Source organism: Pseudomonas sp. P1.31, from assembly GCF_001269815.1.
Lineage (GTDB): Bacteria > Pseudomonadota > Gammaproteobacteria > Pseudomonadales > Pseudomonadaceae > Aquipseudomonas > Aquipseudomonas rustica.
The window spans coordinates 41,602-62,508 of sequence record NZ_LHVN01000029.1 but is presented as its reverse complement, the minus strand read 5'-3'; the positions used below and the strand labels follow the sequence as shown (position 1 = coordinate 62,508).

The following is a 20,907-nucleotide window of genomic DNA, read 5'->3' as shown; positions in this document are numbered from 1 at the left end:
CGATCTTTTGATCTTGTTTTTCAACATCAAAAGATCGCAGCCTGCGGCAGCTCCTACAGGGAGTGGTGTCTGATCTGTCAGCGCATTTGACCGGAATAGACGCTGCGGTGCTCTCCGGCTGTGGTTAAGATCCCTGCATTCATTTTCGTTTCTGAGGTTGCCATGCGCTTTTGTGATCTGCTCGATGCGGTGCGCCGCCAGCCGGAACTGTCGATCCCCGCCGAATGGGCTCAGGGCCGCGCCAGTTTTGGTGGCCTCGTCGCCGCGCTGCAATACGAAGCCATGCGCGCCAAGGTGCCGGCGGATCGCCCGGTGCGTTCGCTGGCGATCACCTTCGTCGGCCCGGTCGAGCCGGAAGTCCCGGTGAGTTTTGAAGTGGATGTGCTGCGTGAAGGCAAAGCCGTCAGCCAGGTGCTGGGCCGGGCGATGCAGAACGGTCAGGTGGTCACGCTGGTGCAAGGCAGTTTTGGCGCCTCGCGTCCTTCGGAAGTGGCGATTGCCGCTGAGCCTGCGCCGGACATGAAGCACTGGGACGAATGTCAGGAACTGCCGTACATCAAGGGTGTGCTGCCGGAATTCATGCGTCATCTGGCGATGCGCTGGACGATTGGCGGTTTGCCGTTTACCGGTAATTCTTCGCGGGACATGGGCGGTTGGGTGCGTTTGCGTGGCGACGTGAAGGAAGAGCCGGTGACCGAGGCGCACATTCTTGCGCTGGTCGACGCATGGCCGCCGTCGCTGCTGCCGCATCTGAAGAAACCGGCCATGGGCAGCACGCTGACCTGGACCATCGAATTCGTGCAGCCATTACGTGAATTGAGCACGCTGGACTGGTGCAAGTACCGCGTGGAAACCGAGTACGCCGCCGACGGCTACGGGCATGCCGCCGCGAAACTGTGGAGCGCGGAAGGTGAGTTGATTGCCATGAGTCGGCAGACCGTCACGATCTTCGCCTGACTCAATGCCGACGGTGACGCTCTCGCCAGGCGCGCCACCAGCCGCCGCTGAGAAAGAACCGTGGAAAAGTCAGAAACTGCTCGACCAGCAAACGTGAAATCGCGTCTTTGCGATCACTGAACGGCTCGGAGGCTTGCGCCTCCAAGCGGTGACCGTGGCGCTGCAAGCCCAGCGCCGCGACGATGCCAATCACGCCGATGGCGACACTGGCCAGGCTCAGGCTGAACACGCCAGAGACGATCAACAAAAACGCCACGATGAACAACGGCACGGCAATCAGGTGCAACACCAGATTGGTCGGGTGCTGATGATTGCCCGGGTACGCGCGCCATTGCCACGCGGGAAGGTTGGGGTGACGTTTGCCCATGATGTGGCTACTCCTCGATCCATGTTGAACACATGGATGGAGAATAGGCCGGGGCGGGGAGGGCGGCGAATCGAGGTTGGCTATTGGCTTCATAGGCATGATGGACAAAAAAGATCGCAGCCTTCGGCAGCTCCTACATTGAAAGGTGTACACCTGTAGGAGCTGCCGAAGGCTGCGATCTTTTGATCCTCAGAGTTTCAACTGCCCAATCGCCTTGCTCAATTCCCCAGCCAACGTCGCCAACTCATTACTGGTCGTCGCCGAATCCACCGTCTGCTGCACGGTGTTCTCGGTCACATCGCGAATGCTCACCACCGCCCGATTCATCTCCTCGGCAACCTGACTCTGCTGCTCAGCCGCCACGGCGATCTGCGTATTGCTCTCGCGCATCTGCGCCACCGCGCCGGTGATCTCGGCCAGCGCCGCGCCAGCTTCCTGCGCCTGCTGCACACAATCGTCGGCCTTATACGAACTCTCCTGCATGAAATCCACCGCATCGCGCGTGCCGGCCTGCAAAGCCGACACCATCGTGGTGATCTCATCAGTCGAAGCCTGCACACGTTTCGCGAGGTGGCGCACTTCATCAGCGACCACCGCAAAACCACGGCCCATTTCCCCCGCACGCGCAGCCTCGATGGCAGCATTGAGAGCAAGCAGATTGGTCTGCTCGGCGATGCTGTGAATCACGCTGACCACACCGTTGATCTTCTGACTGTCCTCAGCCAGGCGTTGAATCATTTCGGCCGTCTGCTGCACGCCGCTGGACAGACCGGCGATCGAATGCTGCACCCGCGCCACCACTTGCTGACCACTGCCGGCCAGACCGTCAGCGGTCTGCGACAAATCGCGGGTGGCACCCGCGTGCTGGGCGATGTGATAGACCGTGGCGGTCATTTCATTGATCGCCGTGGCCGCTTGATCGGTTTCGCTCTGCTGGCCGAGCATGCCGTGACGCACTTCGTCCATGCTCGCCGCCAGCCGCGCCGCGCCGACATCCAATTGCCGCGCGGTGTTGGCGACAGTGGTGACCACACGCTGATAACCCGCCTGCATCGCGTTGAACGCACTGGCCATCTGCCCGACTTCATCTGTGCAGGCCAATGGCACGCGGGCCGAGAGGTCGCCGCTTTTCTCGACGTGCAGCATCACGTCTTTCAGGGTGTTGAGTTGGCTGAGCAGGAAGCGGATCAATAGTTGTGAGGCGCCGAGCATGGCCAGCATCAGGATCAAGACGGCCACGGCGAAGTTGGCGAAACGCTCATCGAATACCTGCGCCAGGCTCGGGCCATAAGCGATCACGGCGACGCGTTGACCGTCGGCACGGCTGAACACCTCGGCGCCCATCAACGGGTTTTTGCCGAACAATGGCATCGGGTTGATCTCGATCCAGCCGTTGCTGTCGGCGATTTCCAATAACGGTTGATCGTTGAGGCGCGGCGCTTCACCGCGTTTGAAGGTCAGCACTTGATCGGCTTTGGGTAGCGCTTGCCCGACCGGCCAGGCCTTGAGCAACTGCGCCTGGGCCTGCGCGGAGGCCTTTGACGCATGACTGCGCGCCTGTTGTTCGAGGTGTACGGCGTACAACACCAACAACAACGTGGTGACGAAGGCGACCGCGTTGACCGCCCAGAATTTATATTTCAGCGAGATATTGCTAAGCCAGGCACCCATGGAGGTTTTCTCTGATAGCGGAAACAGCATTGGCAAGGTGCCAGTATTGTGCCGCTACGGAGGGATCTGGATTTGATGTGGGTCAAAAGATTAAAAGATCGCAGCCTGCGGCAGCTCCTACATTGGGAAGGTGTACACCCTGTAGGAGCTGCCGAAGGCTGCGATCTTTTGCGGCTTACACCAAAGTTGGGAGATTGAAGAATGCGCGGGCGCACGCGGTGGTGTGCGCAGCCAGCTCTTCCCCGGTTTCCCCGCGATGCAGAGCAACCTCGCGCAACACCTCCGTCAGATACGCCGGCTCATTACGCCCGTTCTTCGGTTTCGGTCGCAACGTACGCGGTAACAAATAAGGCGCATCGCTTTCCAGCATCAGCCTTCCGCGTTTGATCTCTTTTACCAGCGGATGCAGATGCGTGCCCCGACGCTCGTCGCAGATCCAGCCGGTAATGCCGATGTGCAGATCCATGTCGAGATAACTGAACAGCGCTTTTTGCTCACCGGTAAAGCAATGCACCACTGCGGCAGGCAACTGATCGCGGAAGCCTTTCAGTATCTCCAGTAGTCGCTGACTGGCATCGCGCTCATGCAGGAACACCGGCAACTGCAGCTCGACGGCCAGCGCCAAATGTTCTTCCAAGACTTTCTCCTGCTGCGGACGCGGGGAAAAATCGCGATTGAAATCCAGCCCGCATTCGCCCACCGCGACCACGTTCGATTCCTTCAGCAAACTGCGCAAACGCCCCGCGCTGTCAGCGCTCCAGTCACTGGCCGAATGTGGGTGAATGCCGGCGGTGGCGAACAGCCGTTGACCGCTCTCATCCAGTTGATGACACAGCTCCAGCGCCTGTTCGCTACCCTCGACGCTGGTGCCGGTCAGCACCAGTTGGCAGACCCCGGCGGCGTAGGCGCGGTCGAGTACGGCCTGGTGTTTGTCGGCGAAACTTGGGTTGGTCAGGTTGACGCCGATATCGATGAGTTGCATGGTTGCTACCTCGGGCCGAAGGCCGGAAAGCATACCAGAGCTGTAGATTCATAAGAAAAGCCAAGAACTACAACGAGTTAAAGCTGTCTTTTGATGCCGCGAGACCCGTCTGATTGGCAGCAATGCCAACGCTGTGCCAGTCTCTCGCACCTTGCCAGCGCTCCAGGCGCTCTGTTTTCGTCGGTGATTTCGACCGTTCAGCGGTGAAATTGCCCCGTATTCTTTCCGGAGAGTGGATGGTTCGTCCCTCGGTTTTGTTGCTGTTGTGTGGATCGCTGCTGCTGCCGATGACGGCGGTTGCGCGCCTGCCCGGGCCGCTGCAAGCCGTGCCGGCCGCCAAGGTGCGCGATCTCTCGGAGATCCGCAGCAGTCGCGTGTTGCGGGTGCTGGTCAACCAGAGCCGCAACAGCTCCGGTGAAGTCCAGGGCCAGGCGATCGGCGTCGAATACCATCGCTTGCGCGCCTTCGAGCAATACCTCAACGGTCACGCCCGTGACGGTCAGGAAATCACCCTCAAGATCATTCCAAAATCCAAGGATCAATTGCTCGGCGCGTTACAGCGTGGCGAAGGTGATCTGGTGGCGCCGGGAGAATTGCTCGACCTGCAACCGGGTCACGCGGTGGCCAGCAGCGAACCGATCGCCAGCAACGTGCCGCTGATCCTGGTCGGCATCAAGGGCGAGCGACGCTACACCAAGGTTGAACAACTCTCCGGTAAAACCCTCGCCTTGCCGACTGGCAGCGCAGCGGGGGAGGCCGTCAGCCAGCTGAATCAGAAACTGGCGCTGCACAAACTCGCGCCGATCAAGATCGAATGGGTCGATCCGACGCTGGCGGTCGAAGACGTGCTGGAAATGGTGCAGGGCGGGATTTTCCACCTGACCATCGTCGAGCAACCCATCGCCGAGCGTTGGGGCAAGATCCTGCCGAAATTGCGTTTTGATCGGCAGTTGATGATCAGCGAGCCTGGCGAAGAGTACTGGTTCGTCCGCCGCGACGCCTCGATGTTGCGGGCGAGCATTGATCGCTTCTTGACCGGCTACAAAAAGCCGTCCAACGAAGATGCGGCGTTTCTGCGCATCTACCGTCGCCTCTATCAAGTTCACTATCCGTTGGCCAAGGCTGATCGCCAGCGTCTGGAAAAACTGCGCCCGACCCTGCAAAAACACGCTGACGCGCAAAAAATGGATTGGCTGAATCTGGCGGCGCTGGCGTTCAAGGAGTCCGCGCTGCAACCCAATGCGCGCAGCGGCAGTGGCCCAACCGGGCTGATGCAGATCACCCCGTCCGCCGCGCAACGCGTCGGCGTCGACAATATTCAGAATCTCGATGCCAATGTGCAGGCCGGGGCCAAATACCTCGCGATGATCCGGCGCAAGTTCTTCAACAGTCCCAAGCTCAACGAGCGCGAGCGCATGGCCTTCACGCTCGCGGCTTACAACATCGGCCCGGAGCGGGTGCAAGGCATGCGCGCCGAAGCGCGGCGGCGCGGTTTGAATCCCAATCAGTGGTTCTTCCAGGTCGAGCGCATTGCCATGGAGCAGGTGGGAATGGGGCCGGTCAGCTATGTTAATAGCGTGAACAAGTATTACTTGGCGTTCGACCGGGAGCGGGAGTCGTTGGAGCCCGGAGGACAAAAAGTAGCCTCACGCAAATGATCTAATAATTTGATTGTTATGGCGGAATAATTGCGCTTTTATCATGAAATTAACTGATTAATATAGCGGCCAACCAACACACACTTCTCGCAAAACAAGGAATGCTTCCATGAGCTCACTGATTAACAAAGTCCTGTTCACCCGCGCCGGTTACGGTCTGACCATCCTGCGCATCGCTGTCGGTGTGATCTTCGCGGCTCACGGTTCGCAAAAGCTGTTTGGACTGTTCGGTGGTTACGGTTTGTCCGGCACCGCGCAATACATGGACAGCATCGGTCTGCACCCGGGTTACCTGATGGCAACCTTGGCGGGTGGTACCGAGTTCTTCGCCGGTCTGGCGCTGATCATCGGTTTGCTGGTTCGTCCGGCGGCGCTGGGCCTGACCTTCCTGTCGCTGGTGGCGATCTTCACCGTACACATCAGCAACGGTTTGTTCATGGCCAACAACGGTTACGAATTTGCCCTGGCCCTGCTCGGTGGCAGCCTCGCAGTACTGATCGAAGGCGCCGGCAAACTCTCGGTGGATCGCGCCATCGCTGGCTGATCGCAAAACCCGGACAAAAAAAGGCCCGTATCGTGAGATACGGGCCTTTTTGTTTGTTACTGCGACTGGCTTGCTGCGCCGGGTTTAACCGCGACGGCGCAGGGCGTCGATACGCTCTTCCAGCGGCGGGTGGCTCATGAACATGCGCGCGAAGCCCTGCTTGATGCCACCGTTGATGCCGAAGGCATTCAGGGTGTCCGGCATATGCACCGGCAGACCCTGTTCGGCGCGCAGACGCTGCAGGGCACCGATCATGGCGCTGGTACCGGCCAGACGTGCACCGGCTTCGTCAGCACGGAATTCGCGTTTACGCGAGAACCACATGACGATCGAGCTGGCCAGAATGCCCAGCACCAGTTCGGCGAAAATGGTCGCCACGTAGTAGGCGATGCCTTGGCCTTCTTCGTTTTTAAAGATCACTTTGTCGACGAAGTTACCGATGATCCGTGCAAAGAACATCACGAAGGTGTTCACCACGCCCTGGATCAACGCCAGCGTGACCATGTCACCGTTGGCCACGTGGCCGATTTCGTGAGCCAGCACGGCCTTCACTTCATCGGGCGAAAAACGCTCGAGCAAGCCCTGACTGACCGCGACCAGCGCGTCGTTCTTGTTCCAGCCGGTGGCGAAGGCGTTCGCCTCGTAGGCCGGGAAAATACCGACTTCGGGCATCTTAATCCCGGCTTCGCGGGACAATTGCTCGACGGTTTGCAGCAGCCATTGCTCATGCCGGGTGCGTGGCTGGCTGATGATCTGGGTGCTGGTGCTCATCTTCGCCATCCACTTGGAGATGAACAGCGAGAACAGCGAACCGGCAAAACCAAAGACCGCACAGAAAACCAGCAGCTGACTAAGGTTGAGATCAACCCCGTTGGCCGCCATGAACCCGTTGAAGCCGAACAGGCTCAGGGTGATGCTGGCTATCAGCACGACCGCCAGGTTAGTGGCCAAAAACAGCAGGATGCGCATCATGGTTGTAGAAATCTCCTCAAGCTAAAGATGTAGCGTACTGCGGGGTATATAAGGTGCTGCAGCGGGCTATTCAACTGAGTGACTATTTCAAACTGTGTCCTACAGTGAATTCTTCGGTGCAAGGTTCATTTCCCACAACGTAAACCGACAGGGATGACAAACAGCCGCGACCCGTCGCGACTACGTCAGACGCACGTGATCGGTACGAGTCGCAAGTGTAGAAGGCGTACGCAAAGGGTGGGGCGCAGAAGTGTTGCCGAATCAGACAGTGCGCAACGTTCGGGGCGTTGCGCACTGCTGGCCTATTACTGGCGGTAGGACTTGAGGAAGTTGCCGATGCGGCCGATGGCCATTTCCAGATCATCGACGCGCGGCAGGGTGACCACGCGGAAGTGATCCGGCCACGGCCAGTTGAACGCCGTGCCTTGCACCACCAGCAGCTTCTCGGAGAGCAGCAGGTCGAGGACGAATTTTTCGTCGTTATGGATCGGACAGACTTTCGGATCGATTTTCGGGAACGCGTACAGCGCGCCCATCGGCTTGACGCAACTCACGCCCGGAATGTCGTTGAGCAATTCCCACGTACGGTTGCGTTGTTCCAGCAGACGCCCTTGCGGCAGCACCAGATCATTGATGCTCTGATAGCCGCCGAGTGCGGTCTGAATCGCGTGCTGGCTCGGCACGTTGGCGCACAGACGCATGTTCGCCAGCATGTCGATGCCTTCGATGTAGCTCTGCGCGTTGTGTTTCGGCCCGGAGATGGCGATCCAGCCCGAGCGGAACCCGGCCACGCGGTAGGACTTCGACAGACCATTGAAGGTCAGGCACAGCAGATCCGGGGCCAGCGAAGCGGTGCAGATGTGCACCGCGTCGTCATACAGAATCTTGTCGTAGATTTCGTCGGAGAACACCACCAGGTTGTGTGCGCGGGCGATTTCCAGCATGCCCAGCAACACTTCCTTGGAATACACCGCGCCGGTCGGGTTGTTCGGGTTGATGATCACCATCGCTTTGGTGTTCGGGGTGATTTTGGCCTTGATGTCGGCCAGATCCGGGAACCAGTCGGCGCCTTCGTCGCACAGGTAATGCACGGCGTTACCACCCGCCAGGCTCACGGCCGCCGTCCACAGCGGATAGTCCGGGGCCGGCACCAGCACTTCGTCGCCGTTGTTGAGCAGCGCCTGCAGCGACATCACGATCAGCTCGGACACGCCGTTGCCCAGGTAGATGTCTTCGATGCCGACACCTTCAACCTGCTTTTGCTGGTAGTACTGCATCACCGCTTTGCGCGCGCTGAACAGGCCTTTGGAATCGCTGTAGCCTTGCGCGGTTGGCAGGTTGCGGATCACATCCTGAAGAATTTCGTCCGGCGCCTCGAAACCAAACGGTGCCGGGTTGCCGATATTCAGCTTGAGGATGCGCTGGCCTTCCTCTTCCAGACGTTTGGCGTGCTTGAGCACCGGGCCGCGAATGTCGTAGCAGACGTTGGCGAGCTTGTTCGATTTGCTGAACTGCATGGCGATGTGATCCCGAAAATGAACGATCCAGACGCTGTATGAACTACCGTACTGGGATTCCTGCGTTTGCATGCCAACCGGGTGCCGGAACGTGACGCTGCAAAAAATCCGTTTGAGTGCATGTAACGCGGCTGCCAGACTGGCATCAAATGAGGCGCAATCATACGTGCCGCTCGATCCGTGGAAAAGGTACAGATCGGGCTTTTTCAGCCGCTGAGGTGTGATGATGGAAAAGTTGGAAAAAACCCTGGAAGAATGGCGTGAGATGCTCGACCCCGAGCAGTACAACGTTTGCCGTCTCAGTGCGACCGAACGACCGTTCTCCGGCAAGTACAATGCGACCAAAACCGACGGTGTTTATCATTGCGTGTGCTGCAATGAGCCACTGTTCGATTCCAAGACCAAATTCGACTCCGGCTGCGGCTGGCCGAGCTTCTACGCGCCCATCGGCGAAAGCGCGATGACCGAAATACGTGACACCACTCACGGCATGATTCGCACTGAAGTGAAATGCGCTCGCTGCGACGCGCACCTGGGCCACGTGTTCCCGGACGGCCCGCCGCCGACCGGTCTGCGGTATTGCATCAATTCGGTGTGCCTGAACCTCGAACCACGCGAGTAACTTCACGATAAAACCCCTGTAGGAGCTGCCGAAGGCTGCGATCTTTTGATCTTGCTTTAAAAAACAACGTCAAAAGATCGCAGCCTTCGGCAGCTCCTACAGGGGTGTAATCCGATAAATTAAATTGCACACAATTTAATTGCTCGCTATGTTTGCCCTTTGCCACTTCCTGCGGAGCCCGACCCATGAGCGACAACCTGCTGAATATCCCGTGCACAACCATCAAGGGTGAGCAAAAGACCCTCGCCGACTACGCCGGTAAAGCGGTGCTGGTGGTCAACACGGCGAGCAAGTGCGGTTTCACCCCGCAATACAAAGGCCTCGAAGAACTGTGGCAGACCTACAAGGATCAGGGCCTAGTGGTGCTGGGCTTTCCGTGCAATCAGTTCGGCAAGCAGGAGCCGGGCAATGAAGGCGCGATCAGTGAGTTCTGCGAGCTGAATTTCGGCGTGAGTTTCCCGCTGTTCAAGAAGATCGACGTCAACGGTGCTGATGCGCATCCGCTGTTCGTGCAATTGAAAAAGCGCGCGCCGGGTCTGCTGGGTTCGCAGGGCATCAAGTGGAATTTCACCAAGTTCCTGATCGGCAAGGATGGTCAACTGGTCAAGCGTTTCGCCCCGACCACCAAACCACAGGATCTGAACGGCGAGATCGAAGCGCTGCTGAAATGAACAGCCTGTCCGTCGATTCGATGCAGCTCGACAACCAGTTGTGTTTCAAGCTGTACGCCGCATCCCGCGCAGTGATTCGCGCCTACAAGCCGATGCTCGATCAACTCGGTCTGACCTACCCGCAATATCTGGTGATGCTGGTGTTGTGGGAATGGCAGGAAAGCGCCCCGGAGCAACCGACGGTGAAAGCGCTGGGCGAACGTCTGGCACTGGATTCCGGGACGCTGACGCCGTTGCTCAAGCGTCTGGAGCAAATGCAATGGGTGCAGCGCCAGCGTTCGGCCCGCGATGAGCGTGAGGTGCATTTGAGCCTGACCGCCGCCGGGCAAGCATTGCGCGAGCAGGTCGGGCCGCTCAAAGCAAAATTGTTGTGCGACAGCGGCGTGGATCTTGATCGGCTCAACGAATTGCGCAACGGCCTCGATCACTTGCTCGGGCAGATCAAGGCTTTGGCGTAACTGGCACCCATTGATCAAGCAGCGCTGCCAGTTCTTCGCGGCGAAACGGTTTGGCCAGATAGTCGCTCATGCCCGCCGCGCGGCAGCGTTCTCGCTCTTCGGACATGGCGTTGGCGGTCAGGGCGACGATCGGCAATTGTGGCCAACGCCCGCTTTGACGAATCTGCCGACTTGCTTCGTAACCGTCCATCACCGGCATGTTGCAGTCCATCAGCACCATGTCGAAATCATGGAATTCCAGTTGATCCAACGCCTCGGCACCGTGAGCCGCGACCACCACTTCGCAGCCAAGCTTGCCGAGCATGCCTTTGGCCACCAGTTGATTGACCGGGTTGTCCTCGACCAACAGAACCCGAGCGCGTCGAAGCGAGGGTGCAGCCTCAAGAGGTGTGTCACCGACGTCGGTGATGTCCGCTTGCAAGGTTCTGCGCAGATTCTGATACAGCGCGTTGCGAGCCAGCGGTCGCGCCTGCTGCTGCAGTGGCGCCAGCGCCGCGGCTTCTTCGCTGGGCAGAAAACTGCCATAAGCGGTGACCAGTAAAATCGGCGCCTCAATGGTGGGGCGCAGGCCGAACAGGCATTCCGGGCAATCGGTGATCAATACGTCAGGCGTGCGGCCCAGCAATGAATCATCAATCGTGCACTGGTCGTATTCGATGCCCCAGCCCGGCAGCAAACTTTTCAGCAGTTCCGCCAGGCCACTGCTGCCAGCGGTGATGGCGAGGACTTTGCCGTGCAGCGGTGCCGGAGCGATCGCGCGGGTATGGCTGGGCAGCGGCAATTCGGCGCAGAACTGGCTGCCGAAACCGGCTTCCGAACTGATCGTCAGACGGCCCTGCATGGCTTCGCACAGGTTGTAGGTCAATGCCAGACCCAGCCCGGTGCCGCCATATTGCCGAGTGATGCCAGCGCCAGCCTGAGTAAACGGCTGGAAGATTTTCACCTGCGCTTCCTGCGCGATGCCAATCCCGGTGTCACAGACTTCGATGCGCACGCCATCCTTATAGGCCGACAAGCGCACATCGACGCGACCGAAACGGGTGAACTTCAACGCGTTCGACAGCAGGTTGCTGACGATCTGCCGAACCCGGGTCGGATCGCCGAGTACCAGGGCGGGGAAGTGCGGATCAATCAGGCAGGTCAGCTCGACGCTCGGCGCAGCATTCTGTGAGAGCAGATTGGCGGTGTCCTCGACCAGCGCACCGAGGTCGAACGGAATGTGTTCGAGCTCCAGTTGCCCGGCATCGAATTTCGACAGATCGAGAATATCGTTGAGCAATTCCACCAGCACTTTGCCCGAGTCGTGGGCGATCGCCAGTTGTTGTTGCTGTTCGGCATTCAGCGGGCCGTCCAGCGATAGCGCGATCATCCCCAGCAAGCCGTTGAGCGGCGTGCGGATTTCATGGCTCATGTTGGCCAGAAATGCCGAGCGTGCCTCGGCCATGTCCAACGCGGTGCTGCGGGCGACTTCGAGCTCCTGATTGGATTGGCTGAGCCGCGTGTTGATCGCTTTGAGTTCAGCGGTGCGCGAGGAAACGATGGTTTCCAGTTGGCTGAGGTAATCGGTCAGGCGGTTTTCCGCGTTGCGGCGCTGCTGAATTTCCGTGGCGATGTTTTCGAATTGCTGATTGGCGACTTTGACCAGCACGCCAATTTCGTCATTGGCATGCCCGGCGGGGCATTCCAGAGTTGTCGGTTCTGCGCTGCGCGGGTCGCGACTGCTGAGTTCGCGGATCACCCGCACCAATGGCTTGGTCAGCATCACATAGAACAGCGCGAGCAGAATGCCGGTAAGAATCAGGCTGCGGGCGAAACCGTTGAGCAAGGTGATTTCCGCCCGGCGCAGAAAGCGGCTGCCAAAGGCATAGGTGTCGACTTCAAGGCTCAGCACCCCTAGCGATTCGGTGGGCAGGTGGTCGAGGTAGAGGCGGTCTTCGAACTGGCGTTTGGCGCCGAACAGGGCGTCGCTGATCATCCGGTAGCCGCTTTGCAGCTCGGGACGTTTGACGCTGGCCAGTACCGTATCGTTGTTATCGGTCAGTTGCGCGGAAATGATGGCCGGCGAACGCAGCAGGCCGAGGGTGAGTTCCTGGGCCAGTTCGGCGTCGATGTTGTAAGCGATGCGAGACGCCGGATTGTGGCTGATTTCCAGCAAAGACAGGATTTCACGGTTGATGGAAGCGTCTTCACTGGCATAATCGATGCCGATTTGCAGCAGGCTGAGCAGCGTGCCCAGAATGAACCCGACCAGCACAGTAAGCTTGGCTTGCTTGTACGACAGCCGTTGGGTGAATTTGATATCCATGGGGTGTTGAACCACTTCCGTTTCCCTTCGCTGCTCAAGCATAGTCGATCATGTATGGATACCGAGGTTCCCGAATCGCCTTGTAACAAGGCTGGGTGCGGGACTTTAAGTCTGTGTGTCGTGGCTGGATCGCCATCATCACTGTGAACGAGCCCGAGGAAAAGACGTGGATTCCCGATTGAATGCTTTTCTTGAACGCGCCGAGTCGGTTCTGGCGCGGATCGAACCGTTGTTGCCGGCACCGCGTCCGGTGATCGACTGGAACACTTGCCTGGCCGCGCGCTGGCAGCGTGACGGGCGCAGCGGTTATTTGCTGCCGCTGGAAGTCAGCCTCGACATGCGTCTGTCCGACCTGATCGGCGTCGACCGTCAGCTCGAACAACTGGGCCGCAATACCGAGCAATTCCTCGACGGCATGCCGGCCAACCACGCCTTGTTGTGGGGCTCGCGTGGCACTGGTAAATCCTCGCTGGTGCGCGCATTGCTGGCGGAACACGCCCCAGCCGGCCTGCGTTTGATCGAGATCGAGCGCGATCATCTGGCCGACCTGCCGCGCGTGGTCGAGCAGATCGGCAAACTGCCACAGCGCTTTGTGTTGTTCTGCGATGACTTGTCGTTCGAGTCCGGCGAAGGCGATTACCGCGTGTTGAAAAGCGTGCTGGACGGCTCGCTGGAACAGGCGCCGGACAATGTCTTGTTGTACGCCACATCGAACCGTCGCCACCTGGTGCCGGAGAAGGAAAGCGACAACGAAAACTGGAAACGCGTCGACGGTGAGTTGCACCCAAGCGAAGCGGTGGAGGACAAGATTGCTCTGTCGGATCGCTTTGGCCTGTGGCTGTCGTTCTACCCATTCACCCAAGAACACTTCCTCGACGTCGTTGAACACTGGATCGGCCAGTTGGCAGCCAAGGCCAATCTGAGCTGGCAGCGCGACGAAGAGCTGGACATCCTCGCCGTGCGTTGGGCCACTGGCCGCGGCAATCGCAACGGACGTTGCGCGTACCAATTCGCCCGCTACTGGGTGGGACTGAAATTGTTGGAGCACAAGGCATGATTGATTTGCAACAAAGCGGCCAGGGTCTCGAAGGCTATGGCATGTTGGCCGCGCAACTGGAATCGCTGCTGGCGGACGAACGCGATTTCATCGCCAACGCCGCGCAGTTTTCGGCGTTCCTGTTTAACCAGCTCGATGACCTGAACTGGGCGGGTTTCTACCTCAACCGCAACGAAGAGCTGGTGCTCGGCCCGTTTCAAGGGCAGATCGCTTGCGTGCGCATTCCGTTTGGTCGCGGTGTCTGCGGCGCGGCGGCAACAACCTTGCAGACGCAGCGAGTTGAAGACGTTCACGCGTTTCCCGGCCATATCGCTTGCGACAGCGCGTCGAACAGTGAACTGGTCGTGCCGTTGGTCAAGGACGGCCGCCTGATTGGCGTGCTTGACCTCGACAGCCCGAAGCTGGCGCGTTTTGGCGCTGACGATCAGGCTGGCATCGAGCAACTGGCGGCGATTTTCCTGCGCCTGACCGACTGCTGATCATGCGCTGACGCCAGCCTTGCGGAGCAGGCTGGCGGGATCCACCGCATCGATCTGCTGCGGATCAAGAAAGCGCGTGGCGTACTGCAAATACACGCCTTCGTTGATGAACAGGCCGAACAGCTCAGGATCAATGTGCGACTCGTGGCTCATCGTCGCCATGATATTCAGCGCCTCGCTCAAGGATTTGGCCTTTTTGTAAGGCCTATCTGCCGCCGTCAGTGCCTCGAAAATATCGGCAATCGCCATCATCCGTGCCGGCAGGCTCATTTCTTCGCGTTTCAGACGTTTCGGATAACCGGTGCCGTCCATTTTTTCATGATGGCCGCCGGCGATTTCCGCGACGCTGTCCAGATGCCCGGGGAAGGGCAGGTGGCTGAGCATCAGGATCGTCTGCACCATGTGATGGTTGATGATGTAACGCTCTTCGCGGGTCAGCGTGCCGCGGGTGATGCTCAGGTTGTACAACTCGCCGCGGTTGTATTTGTAGCGCGGCACGTCGAGTTTGAAACCCCACGGATTGTCTTCCGGAATCAGCTCACTGTCGGCGCGTTCGAGCAAGTGTTCGGGCTTGTCCGCAAGCAGTTTTTCCCGCACTGGCAGAGTCGGCGCCGAGGTTCGCGACTGGCGACGGTTTTCTTCCCATGACACCCCCAAACGATCGTCGAGTGTGCGCATCCATGTGCGCTGGCCCAGCTCATTCAGTCGTTGCAGATCCGCTTCGGCCATCGCCTCACTGCCCAGATTACAGCGGGCGACGAAGGCGAAATCTTCATCGAGTGCCAACAACGTGGTGTCGCGCAAAACGCTGAGCTGTGCTTCGTTTCCGCCCATGGCCAGTGCTTGCCAGTAGCTGATCCACGCATCGCGTTTGAGCACCTCAAAGCGCGTGCGAATCTCATGGATACGGTCGTTGATGGTCTCCAGTTTGGTGGCCTTGTCGACCACGTATTCAGGCGTCGTGACCTTGCCGCAATCGTGCAGCCACGCGGCAATGTGCAGCGCCTCCCATTCATCTTCGCTGGGTTGATAGGCCTTGAAGGCTGGGGCGTGACTGGCTGCCGCCGCATGAGCGAGCATCAGAGTCAGTTCCGGCACGCGCTGGCAATGGCCGCCGGTGTAGGGACTTTTTGCGTCGATGGCGCCGGCCAGCAATTGAATGAAGGCGTCCAGCAGTTGTTTCTGCTTGGCCTGCAACCGTTGGCTTTCGATGCTCACCGCGGCGGCGCCGGACACGGCCTGGAGAAAGGCGATGCGATCCGGTCGCAGTTTTTCCAGGTCGGCGGACGTGCCGCTGTCGTTCACCAGCAAGATCAGCAGGCCGATGGTTTCGTTGTGGCGGTTGCGCAGGCGAATGCCGATCAGGTGCACGCGCGGCGAAGCCATCGCGAGCAAGACTTTTTGCAGGTCGCCGGCCTGTTCGAAACCCAGGTTGCTCACCACGTTGTCGGCGTGTGCCAGCTCTTGAAACCATGCCGGACCTTGATGTGCCTGCAGGTCGTGGCCCTGAATATCGAAATCTTCGAGGGTTTGCGCGGTGCCGTCGATGACCATCCCGTAAGGTTCCATTCGATTACCGTCGCTTTCGCGCAGGTAGATCAAGCCTGCCTGAGCCTGGGCGATCTGCACGGTTTCGAACAGCACTCGCTGTAACAGCGGCGCGAATCGGGTTTCGGCACAAAGGCTGTCGGTGATGCGGAAGAAACTCGCCAGCGTGTCTTTCATTCGCGCCATCGACACACTCAACTGATCGACTTCCAGCACCGGTGAGCGTCGGGTCAGGGGGAAATTGAAATCGAAACTGCGGATCGCGTCGGCCTCCTTGACCAGCGCGTGCAGGGGTTTGACCAGAATTCGTGAGATCAACCAGCCCAGCGGCAGGCACAGCAATAACGTCGCGAGGGTAATCAGCGCACCTTGCCAGCGCATGCGATAGGCGTCGACCAGCAACTCGTCCTCTGGCACCAGCAAGGCCAATTGCAGACCGCGCGGCCCACCTTCCTGCATGCTGCTGCGGGCGACGATCCATTGGCGACCTTCGGATTCCAGGCGATTGCCTTTGTGCGCGCCGGACAGCAACGCATGCAATTGCGGACTGAGATCAGTCACCTTGGCCAGCCGTGCGGTGCGATCGTCGACGATCAGACGGCTGCTGTCGGGGTAGGCCACGGCATTGCCGTCGGCATCGAACAAGGCGATTTCGGTGGCCGGGGTGACCACGTGTTTGGTCAGGGTCGCGGACAGCGCTTCCAGCGTCAGGTCGGCGCCGATTACGGCGTTTTCGCCACTGCGCCGGGCGAGGGTGGTGCCGACATTGTGGGTGGAGAAAAATACGTAGGGTTCGGTGGTGATTTGCTCGGCCTGCTGTCGGGCGCTGGTAAACCAGGCGCGGGTACGCGGGTCATAAAGGTCTTCGGGGTTGTCCTGCCGGGTGATCGGCGTGAGCGATTGATCAAAGAACAGCGATTGCGACCGTGGCGGGCCATCGGCACCGTGCTCAATGCTCCAGACCTGAAACGCTGCGGCCTCCGGTGCTTTGAGCAGGGTTTTCAAAGCACCATTGCGCAACGGTCGCACCATGAAGAAGTCACCGTTTGCATAACCCAGATACAGCGAGGCCAGATCCGGATTGTCCGTCAGTGACTGGCTGAATGGCCTGAGCAAAGGCAGGCGCTGATCCAGCGCCAAGGCCTGTGTGGCTGGGTTGTCTGCCAGCAGGCTGAGCAGATGGCGAATTGGCTGATAGGTGGCGTGCAGGTCGACGCGTACATCCTGTTCGATGCGGTTGAACAGTTTTTCGCTGCTCGAGAGGATGATCTGCGTGGTCTGTCGGTAATTGAACAGTCCCAGGATCACACCGGTAAGCAGCAATAGAAACGTAAACATGACGCTGATGTGCACATGCAGAGGGAACCGGCGTTGTTCCGGGCGCAGTGGGCTGGGCATTTCTGGCTCTCCAAAAGGTTTAACTCACTGCTCAGCGCCCAAGCATAGTTAAGGCACAGTCATTTTGCCTTGGTCGGCCAATGCCAATTGTTGCTGCAACGCCTGCTCCAGTTCGAGCATCACCTGATTGCTCGCCGCACAGCGCCGCGCAATCTCGTCTGCCGACATTGCCTGGTTGCAGGCTTGTTCCAGTGCGTCGCAGCATTCGATCACTCGCGAAGCCTGTGCAATGCGTGCCGCGCCTTTGATCTTGTGGGCGACCAGCGCCAATGCCTGGCAGTCGTTCTGCGGCGACAGCGCGAGTAATTCTTCACGGTCGAGGCGGCTGCTTTTGAGCAACTCGGCCAACAATCGCCGGCCCTGTGCAGGGTTGCCGCCGGTCAGCAAGTTCAGGCTTTGCAGGTTGAATGCCGGCGCTTGGGGTGCCGGGGTGATGCCGTCCACCCAGTGGCTCAGTTGGCTCAGGCTCAAGGGTTTGAACAGGCAGTCGTCCATCCCGGCCTGTTTACAGCGCAGGATTTCCTCGGGTTGAGCATTCGCGGTGAAACCCAGCACCGTGCACGGCGGGCTGTGGTTCTGCTGCTCATGCAGGCGTATCGCGCGGGTCAGGTCATAGCCGTTCATCAACGGCATGTTGCAGTCGGCGATCACCAGATCGAATTGACCTGCTTTCCACATGTCCAGTCCGCTGCTGCCGTTTTCGGCGAGGCTGCACTGGTGCCCCAGAAACTCCAGTTGCTGACACATCAGCAGACGATTGGCCGGGTGATCATCCACCACCAATACGTTGAGTGGGGCGAGTGATGCCTTGATCGGCGGCTCGGCTTTGCGGGTGATCACTTCGGCGGGGAATGTTTCCAATGGCAGGGAAATACACACCTGAGTGCCGATCCCGGGATGGCTGCTCAACTGCAGTTTTCCACCCATCATTTCGCACAGGCTGCGACTGATCACCAGACCCAGACCCGCGCCGCTGCGGGCTTGCTGAGCGCTGTTCTCCGCTTGGGCAAAAGGCTCGAACAGACGCTGCTGATCTTCGGCGCTGATGCCGACGCCACTGTCTTGTACGGTCAGTTGCATGAGTGAGCGCGCCGGATCGTCGGTTTTCATCAGATCGAGAGTGATCCTGATTTGGCCATGCTCGGTGAACTTGATCGCGTTGCTGATCAGGTTGGACAGCACTTGCTTGAACCGCAGCGGATCCAGTTGCACGTCGACCGCCAGTTGCGGCGGGTTGAACGTCATGTGCAGTGACAGGTTTTTTTGCCGCGCCAGACCATCGAAGATGCGCGTAACGGACGCCACCGTTTCGACCAGGTTGACCCGTTCCGGGCTCAGGCTCAGGCGCCCGGATTCGATTCGCGCGATATCCAGAATATCGCCGATCAGACCCAGCAGATCCTTGGCCGAATGGTAGGCGGTGTCGATCGATGAGCGATCGGGGTGCTGCTGATCCATGCGTTTGAGCGTCAGTTCGAGCATGCCGATGACCGCATTCATTGGCGTGCGGATCTCATGGCTCATCGTCGCCAGAAAGGTACTTTTCGCACGATTCGCATCATCGGCCTGCTCTTTGGCCGTGCGCAGTTCCTCGAACAGCTGGCGGCGTTCGCTGATGTCGATCCAGCCGCCGATGATGCCTTGCACGTCTGCGCTAGAGTCACGATAGGGCAGGATCCAGTGATAGATCGTCAGCCGCCGATTGCCGATGTGCAGGGGACGGTCGAGCACCAGCGGCTTGCCTTGGGCGATGACTCGCTGATAATCCGCCTGGAATGCCTGGGCTTCGAAGGCGTTGCTCAGCGTGCCCTGCATGACGCTTTTGCCGATCACGTCTTCTCGTTTGGCGTTGAAGGCTTCGAGGTAGCTGTCATTGCAGCTTTGCAACAGTCCTTGCCGGTCACGCACGTAGATCGGATGCGGCGTGCCGTTGACCAATGAACGCATGAATTCGAACTGGTCGTTGAGCGCCCGTTCAGCGGCTTTGCGCTGGTTGATCTGGCGGCGCATATAAGCGTTCCACGCCAGCAACAACAGCAGAACCACGCCGGCAGCACCGATGACTTGATAGAACAGGCGTTGATAATTGCGCCAGGTGTTCTGCGAAGCCGAGGTGTAGCCGCGCCAGCGACCATTGATCACACCCAGTTCTTCGGGGGCGATGCTCAGCAGTGCTTTGTTGATGATCGAACTCAGCTCGGTATTGTCGCGCGCCGTGGCCAGAGAAAAGGCAGCCTGACCGGTGCCGATGGTGGTGGTGATCTGCAGCGCCCGCTCGAAAATCCGCGAAGAGATGAAGTAGTTGGCGATCACCAGAGAATTCACCGCGCCTTCAACATGACCTTCGGCCAGCAGCGAAACCGCGCTGAAGGTGTCCGGTGTCTCGATCAACTGGATGCGTGGAAATTCGCGGCGCAGGTACTCGACCATTGGATTGCCTTGCGCAATCGCGATCGGTTTGTCTTTGAGCTGGCCCAGATTGGTCGGGCTGCCCGCACTCTTGCGGGTCAGCAGGACGTAAGAGTTTTCCAGATAAGGGCGACTGAAAGTCAGGGTCTCTTCGCGCTCGGCGGTCGGCAGAAGCGCGGCGATGAGGTCGGCCTGGTGGTTGTCGATCTGTTTGACCATTTCGGCATCATTGCGGCTGCGGCGGATGTCGAAACGCAGGCCGGTACGCAGACGGATCAGCTCCAGCAGGTCGGCGCTGATGCCGCGAAAATTGCCATCGCCGTCGAAGAACGTCAGCGGCGCGTAAGCCTCGTTGACCAGCACGCTGACCACGGGATGCTGCTTGAGCCAGGCCTCTTCGCGGCGGGTCAGTTGCAGTTTCTGATCGGTCAGCAACATGTCGCTGCCGGCGCTCCAGCGTTTGGCGATGTTCTCGCGCACACTGCGCGGCACCGCTTTGAGTACCGTGTTGATGACGTCCAGCAACTGCGGATTATTGCGGCGCACGGCGAAGCTGAACCCTTGGGCTTCCTGTTTGCCGAAGTTGGCCATGCGCACGTTGTTGAGGTAACCCTTGTTGATCATGTAGTGCGTCGACAGGGTGTCGCCGAGAAAGACATCGGCCTGGTCGAATGCCACCGCGTTAATTGCGTTCTGGTACGACGGATAGCAGGTGATCAGCGCTTTGGGGTACAGCGCCTTGACCTCGGCCAGCGGCAGATAGTGATAAACCATACTCAAACGCAGGCCGGCCAAGCCTTCGCTCAGGGAGCGGGTTTCGCCTTCGCGCGTCACCAGCACCGGCTGGTCGACCGCGTAGGGCTCGGACAGAGCCAGATTGGCGTTGCCGGCTTCGTAGCCGTTCGCCGTTCCGAGCAGATCGACCTGGCCATCCAGCAACGCGCGAATAGCGGCATCCCGCGAGGGGAATCGTTGAATGCGGATCGGCAGTCCGGTGGCTTCGCTGAGGAAACCGGCGTAGTCGGCAGTCAGACCTTCATAATCGCGGCCACTGACGGTCATGTCGAACGGCGGGTAATCCGGTGCCGAGGTGCCCAGCACCAGTTCGCTGCGGGTGTGCAACCACTGTCGTTGCGACGCCTCGAAGGTGACCGATAACGATTCGCCGGTCGTGCGACTGAATAAGGCATACACCGGTGATTCGCCAACCATGGCGAACACGTTTGAGCTCAGCAACAGGCTTGCACTCAACGCTATTAAATAGTCCTTTAAACGACTGGGCATGCGGGCTC

The 20,907-nt window shown here is 59.3% G+C and carries 16 protein-coding genes; 8 read left to right on the top strand and 8 right to left on the bottom strand.

Annotated elements, in window-relative coordinates:
* Positions 1 to 162: 162 nt before the first annotated feature.
* A complete protein-coding gene (locus AD669_RS18560; RefSeq protein WP_053122383.1) occupies positions 163 to 957 on the top strand; it encodes an acyl-CoA thioesterase II in 795 nt (264 codons plus the stop codon).
* A gap of 1 nt (position 958) precedes the next feature.
* Here AD669_RS18560 and AD669_RS18555 read toward each other — a convergent pair whose 3' ends face one another.
* From AD669_RS18555 to AD669_RS18545, 3 genes are all read right to left on the bottom strand, one after another.
* Entirely contained in the window at positions 959 to 1,324 is a 366-nt protein-coding gene (locus AD669_RS18555) for an Mpo1-like protein (RefSeq protein WP_053122382.1), read from the bottom strand.
* A gap of 189 nt (positions 1,325 to 1,513) precedes the next feature.
* The gene (locus AD669_RS18550) at positions 1,514 to 2,995 is read right to left on the bottom strand and encodes a methyl-accepting chemotaxis protein (RefSeq protein WP_053122380.1); all 1,482 of its coding nucleotides are present in this window, start codon (positions 2,993 to 2,995) and stop codon (positions 1,514 to 1,516) included.
* Between the two features lie 175 nt (positions 2,996 to 3,170).
* A complete protein-coding gene (locus AD669_RS18545; RefSeq protein ID WP_053122378.1) occupies positions 3,171 to 3,977 on the bottom strand; it encodes a TatD family hydrolase in 807 nt (268 codons plus the stop codon).
* Positions 3,978 to 4,213: 236 nt separating this feature from the next.
* On the opposite strand from AD669_RS18545, the gene AD669_RS18540 reads away from it, so the two are divergent.
* On the top strand, positions 4,214 to 5,635 hold the full coding sequence (locus AD669_RS18540) for a transglycosylase SLT domain-containing protein (RefSeq protein ID WP_053122376.1): 1,422 nt from the start codon (positions 4,214 to 4,216) through the stop codon (positions 5,633 to 5,635).
* Between the two features lie 109 nt (positions 5,636 to 5,744).
* A complete protein-coding gene (locus AD669_RS18535; RefSeq protein WP_053122374.1) occupies positions 5,745 to 6,179 on the top strand; it encodes a DoxX family protein in 435 nt (144 codons plus the stop codon).
* 84 nt (positions 6,180 to 6,263) lie between these two features.
* On the opposite strand, the gene htpX is transcribed toward AD669_RS18535, so the two are convergent.
* Both htpX and AD669_RS18525 read right to left on the bottom strand, forming a co-directional pair.
* On the bottom strand, positions 6,264 to 7,151 hold the full coding sequence (gene htpX, locus AD669_RS18530; RefSeq protein WP_053122372.1) for a protease HtpX: 888 nt from the start codon (positions 7,149 to 7,151) through the stop codon (positions 6,264 to 6,266).
* 305 nt (positions 7,152 to 7,456) lie between these two features.
* Complete coding sequence (locus AD669_RS18525; protein ID WP_016770856.1) at positions 7,457 to 8,668, bottom strand: pyridoxal phosphate-dependent aminotransferase; 1,212 nt, start codon at positions 8,666 to 8,668, stop codon at positions 7,457 to 7,459.
* A 226-nt stretch (positions 8,669 to 8,894) separates the two neighbouring features.
* On the opposite strand from AD669_RS18525, the gene msrB reads away from it, so the two are divergent.
* The 3 genes from msrB (at position 8,895) to AD669_RS18510 (ending at position 10,419) form a co-directional block, all read left to right on the top strand.
* Positions 8,895 to 9,290: a peptide-methionine (R)-S-oxide reductase MsrB gene (gene msrB / locus AD669_RS18520; RefSeq protein WP_053122371.1), complete on the top strand. Its 396-nt coding sequence runs from the start codon at positions 8,895 to 8,897 to the stop codon at positions 9,288 to 9,290.
* 185 nt (positions 9,291 to 9,475) lie between these two features.
* Positions 9,476 to 9,961 (top strand): glutathione peroxidase, encoded by a 486-nt coding sequence (locus AD669_RS18515; RefSeq protein WP_053122369.1) that lies wholly within the window; start codon positions 9,476 to 9,478, stop codon positions 9,959 to 9,961.
* A complete protein-coding gene (locus AD669_RS18510) occupies positions 9,958 to 10,419 on the top strand; it encodes a MarR family winged helix-turn-helix transcriptional regulator (protein ID WP_053122367.1) in 462 nt (153 codons plus the stop codon). The genes AD669_RS18515 and AD669_RS18510 overlap by 4 nt, the downstream gene beginning before the upstream one ends.
* Here the strand turns inward: AD669_RS18510 and AD669_RS18505 are convergent.
* Positions 10,403 to 12,724, bottom strand: coding sequence for a response regulator (locus tag AD669_RS18505; RefSeq protein WP_053122365.1), 2,322 nt, complete (start codon positions 12,722 to 12,724; stop codon positions 10,403 to 10,405). The two genes, AD669_RS18510 and AD669_RS18505, sit on opposite strands and share 17 nt — an antisense overlap.
* A gap of 166 nt (positions 12,725 to 12,890) precedes the next feature.
* On the opposite strand from AD669_RS18505, the gene AD669_RS18500 reads away from it, so the two are divergent.
* Both AD669_RS18500 and AD669_RS18495 read left to right on the top strand, forming a co-directional pair.
* A complete protein-coding gene (locus AD669_RS18500) occupies positions 12,891 to 13,781 on the top strand; it encodes an ATP-binding protein (protein ID WP_053122363.1) in 891 nt (296 codons plus the stop codon).
* Positions 13,778 to 14,260 carry a GAF domain-containing protein gene (locus AD669_RS18495; protein ID WP_053122361.1) on the top strand — a complete coding sequence of 161 codons (483 nt, stop codon included), beginning with the start codon at positions 13,778 to 13,780 and terminating at the stop codon, positions 14,258 to 14,260. The genes AD669_RS18500 and AD669_RS18495 overlap by 4 nt, the downstream gene beginning before the upstream one ends.
* Here AD669_RS18495 and AD669_RS18490 read toward each other — a convergent pair whose 3' ends face one another.
* Positions 14,261 to 17,206 (bottom strand): HD domain-containing phosphohydrolase, encoded by a 2,946-nt coding sequence (locus tag AD669_RS18490; protein ID WP_053122360.1) that lies wholly within the window; start codon positions 17,204 to 17,206, stop codon positions 14,261 to 14,263.
* A 48-nt stretch (positions 17,207 to 17,254) separates the two neighbouring features.
* The gene (locus AD669_RS18485; RefSeq protein WP_053122358.1) at positions 17,255 to 20,899 is read right to left on the bottom strand and encodes a transporter substrate-binding domain-containing protein; all 3,645 of its coding nucleotides are present in this window, start codon (positions 20,897 to 20,899) and stop codon (positions 17,255 to 17,257) included.
* Positions 20,900 to 20,907: the final 8 nt, after the last annotated feature.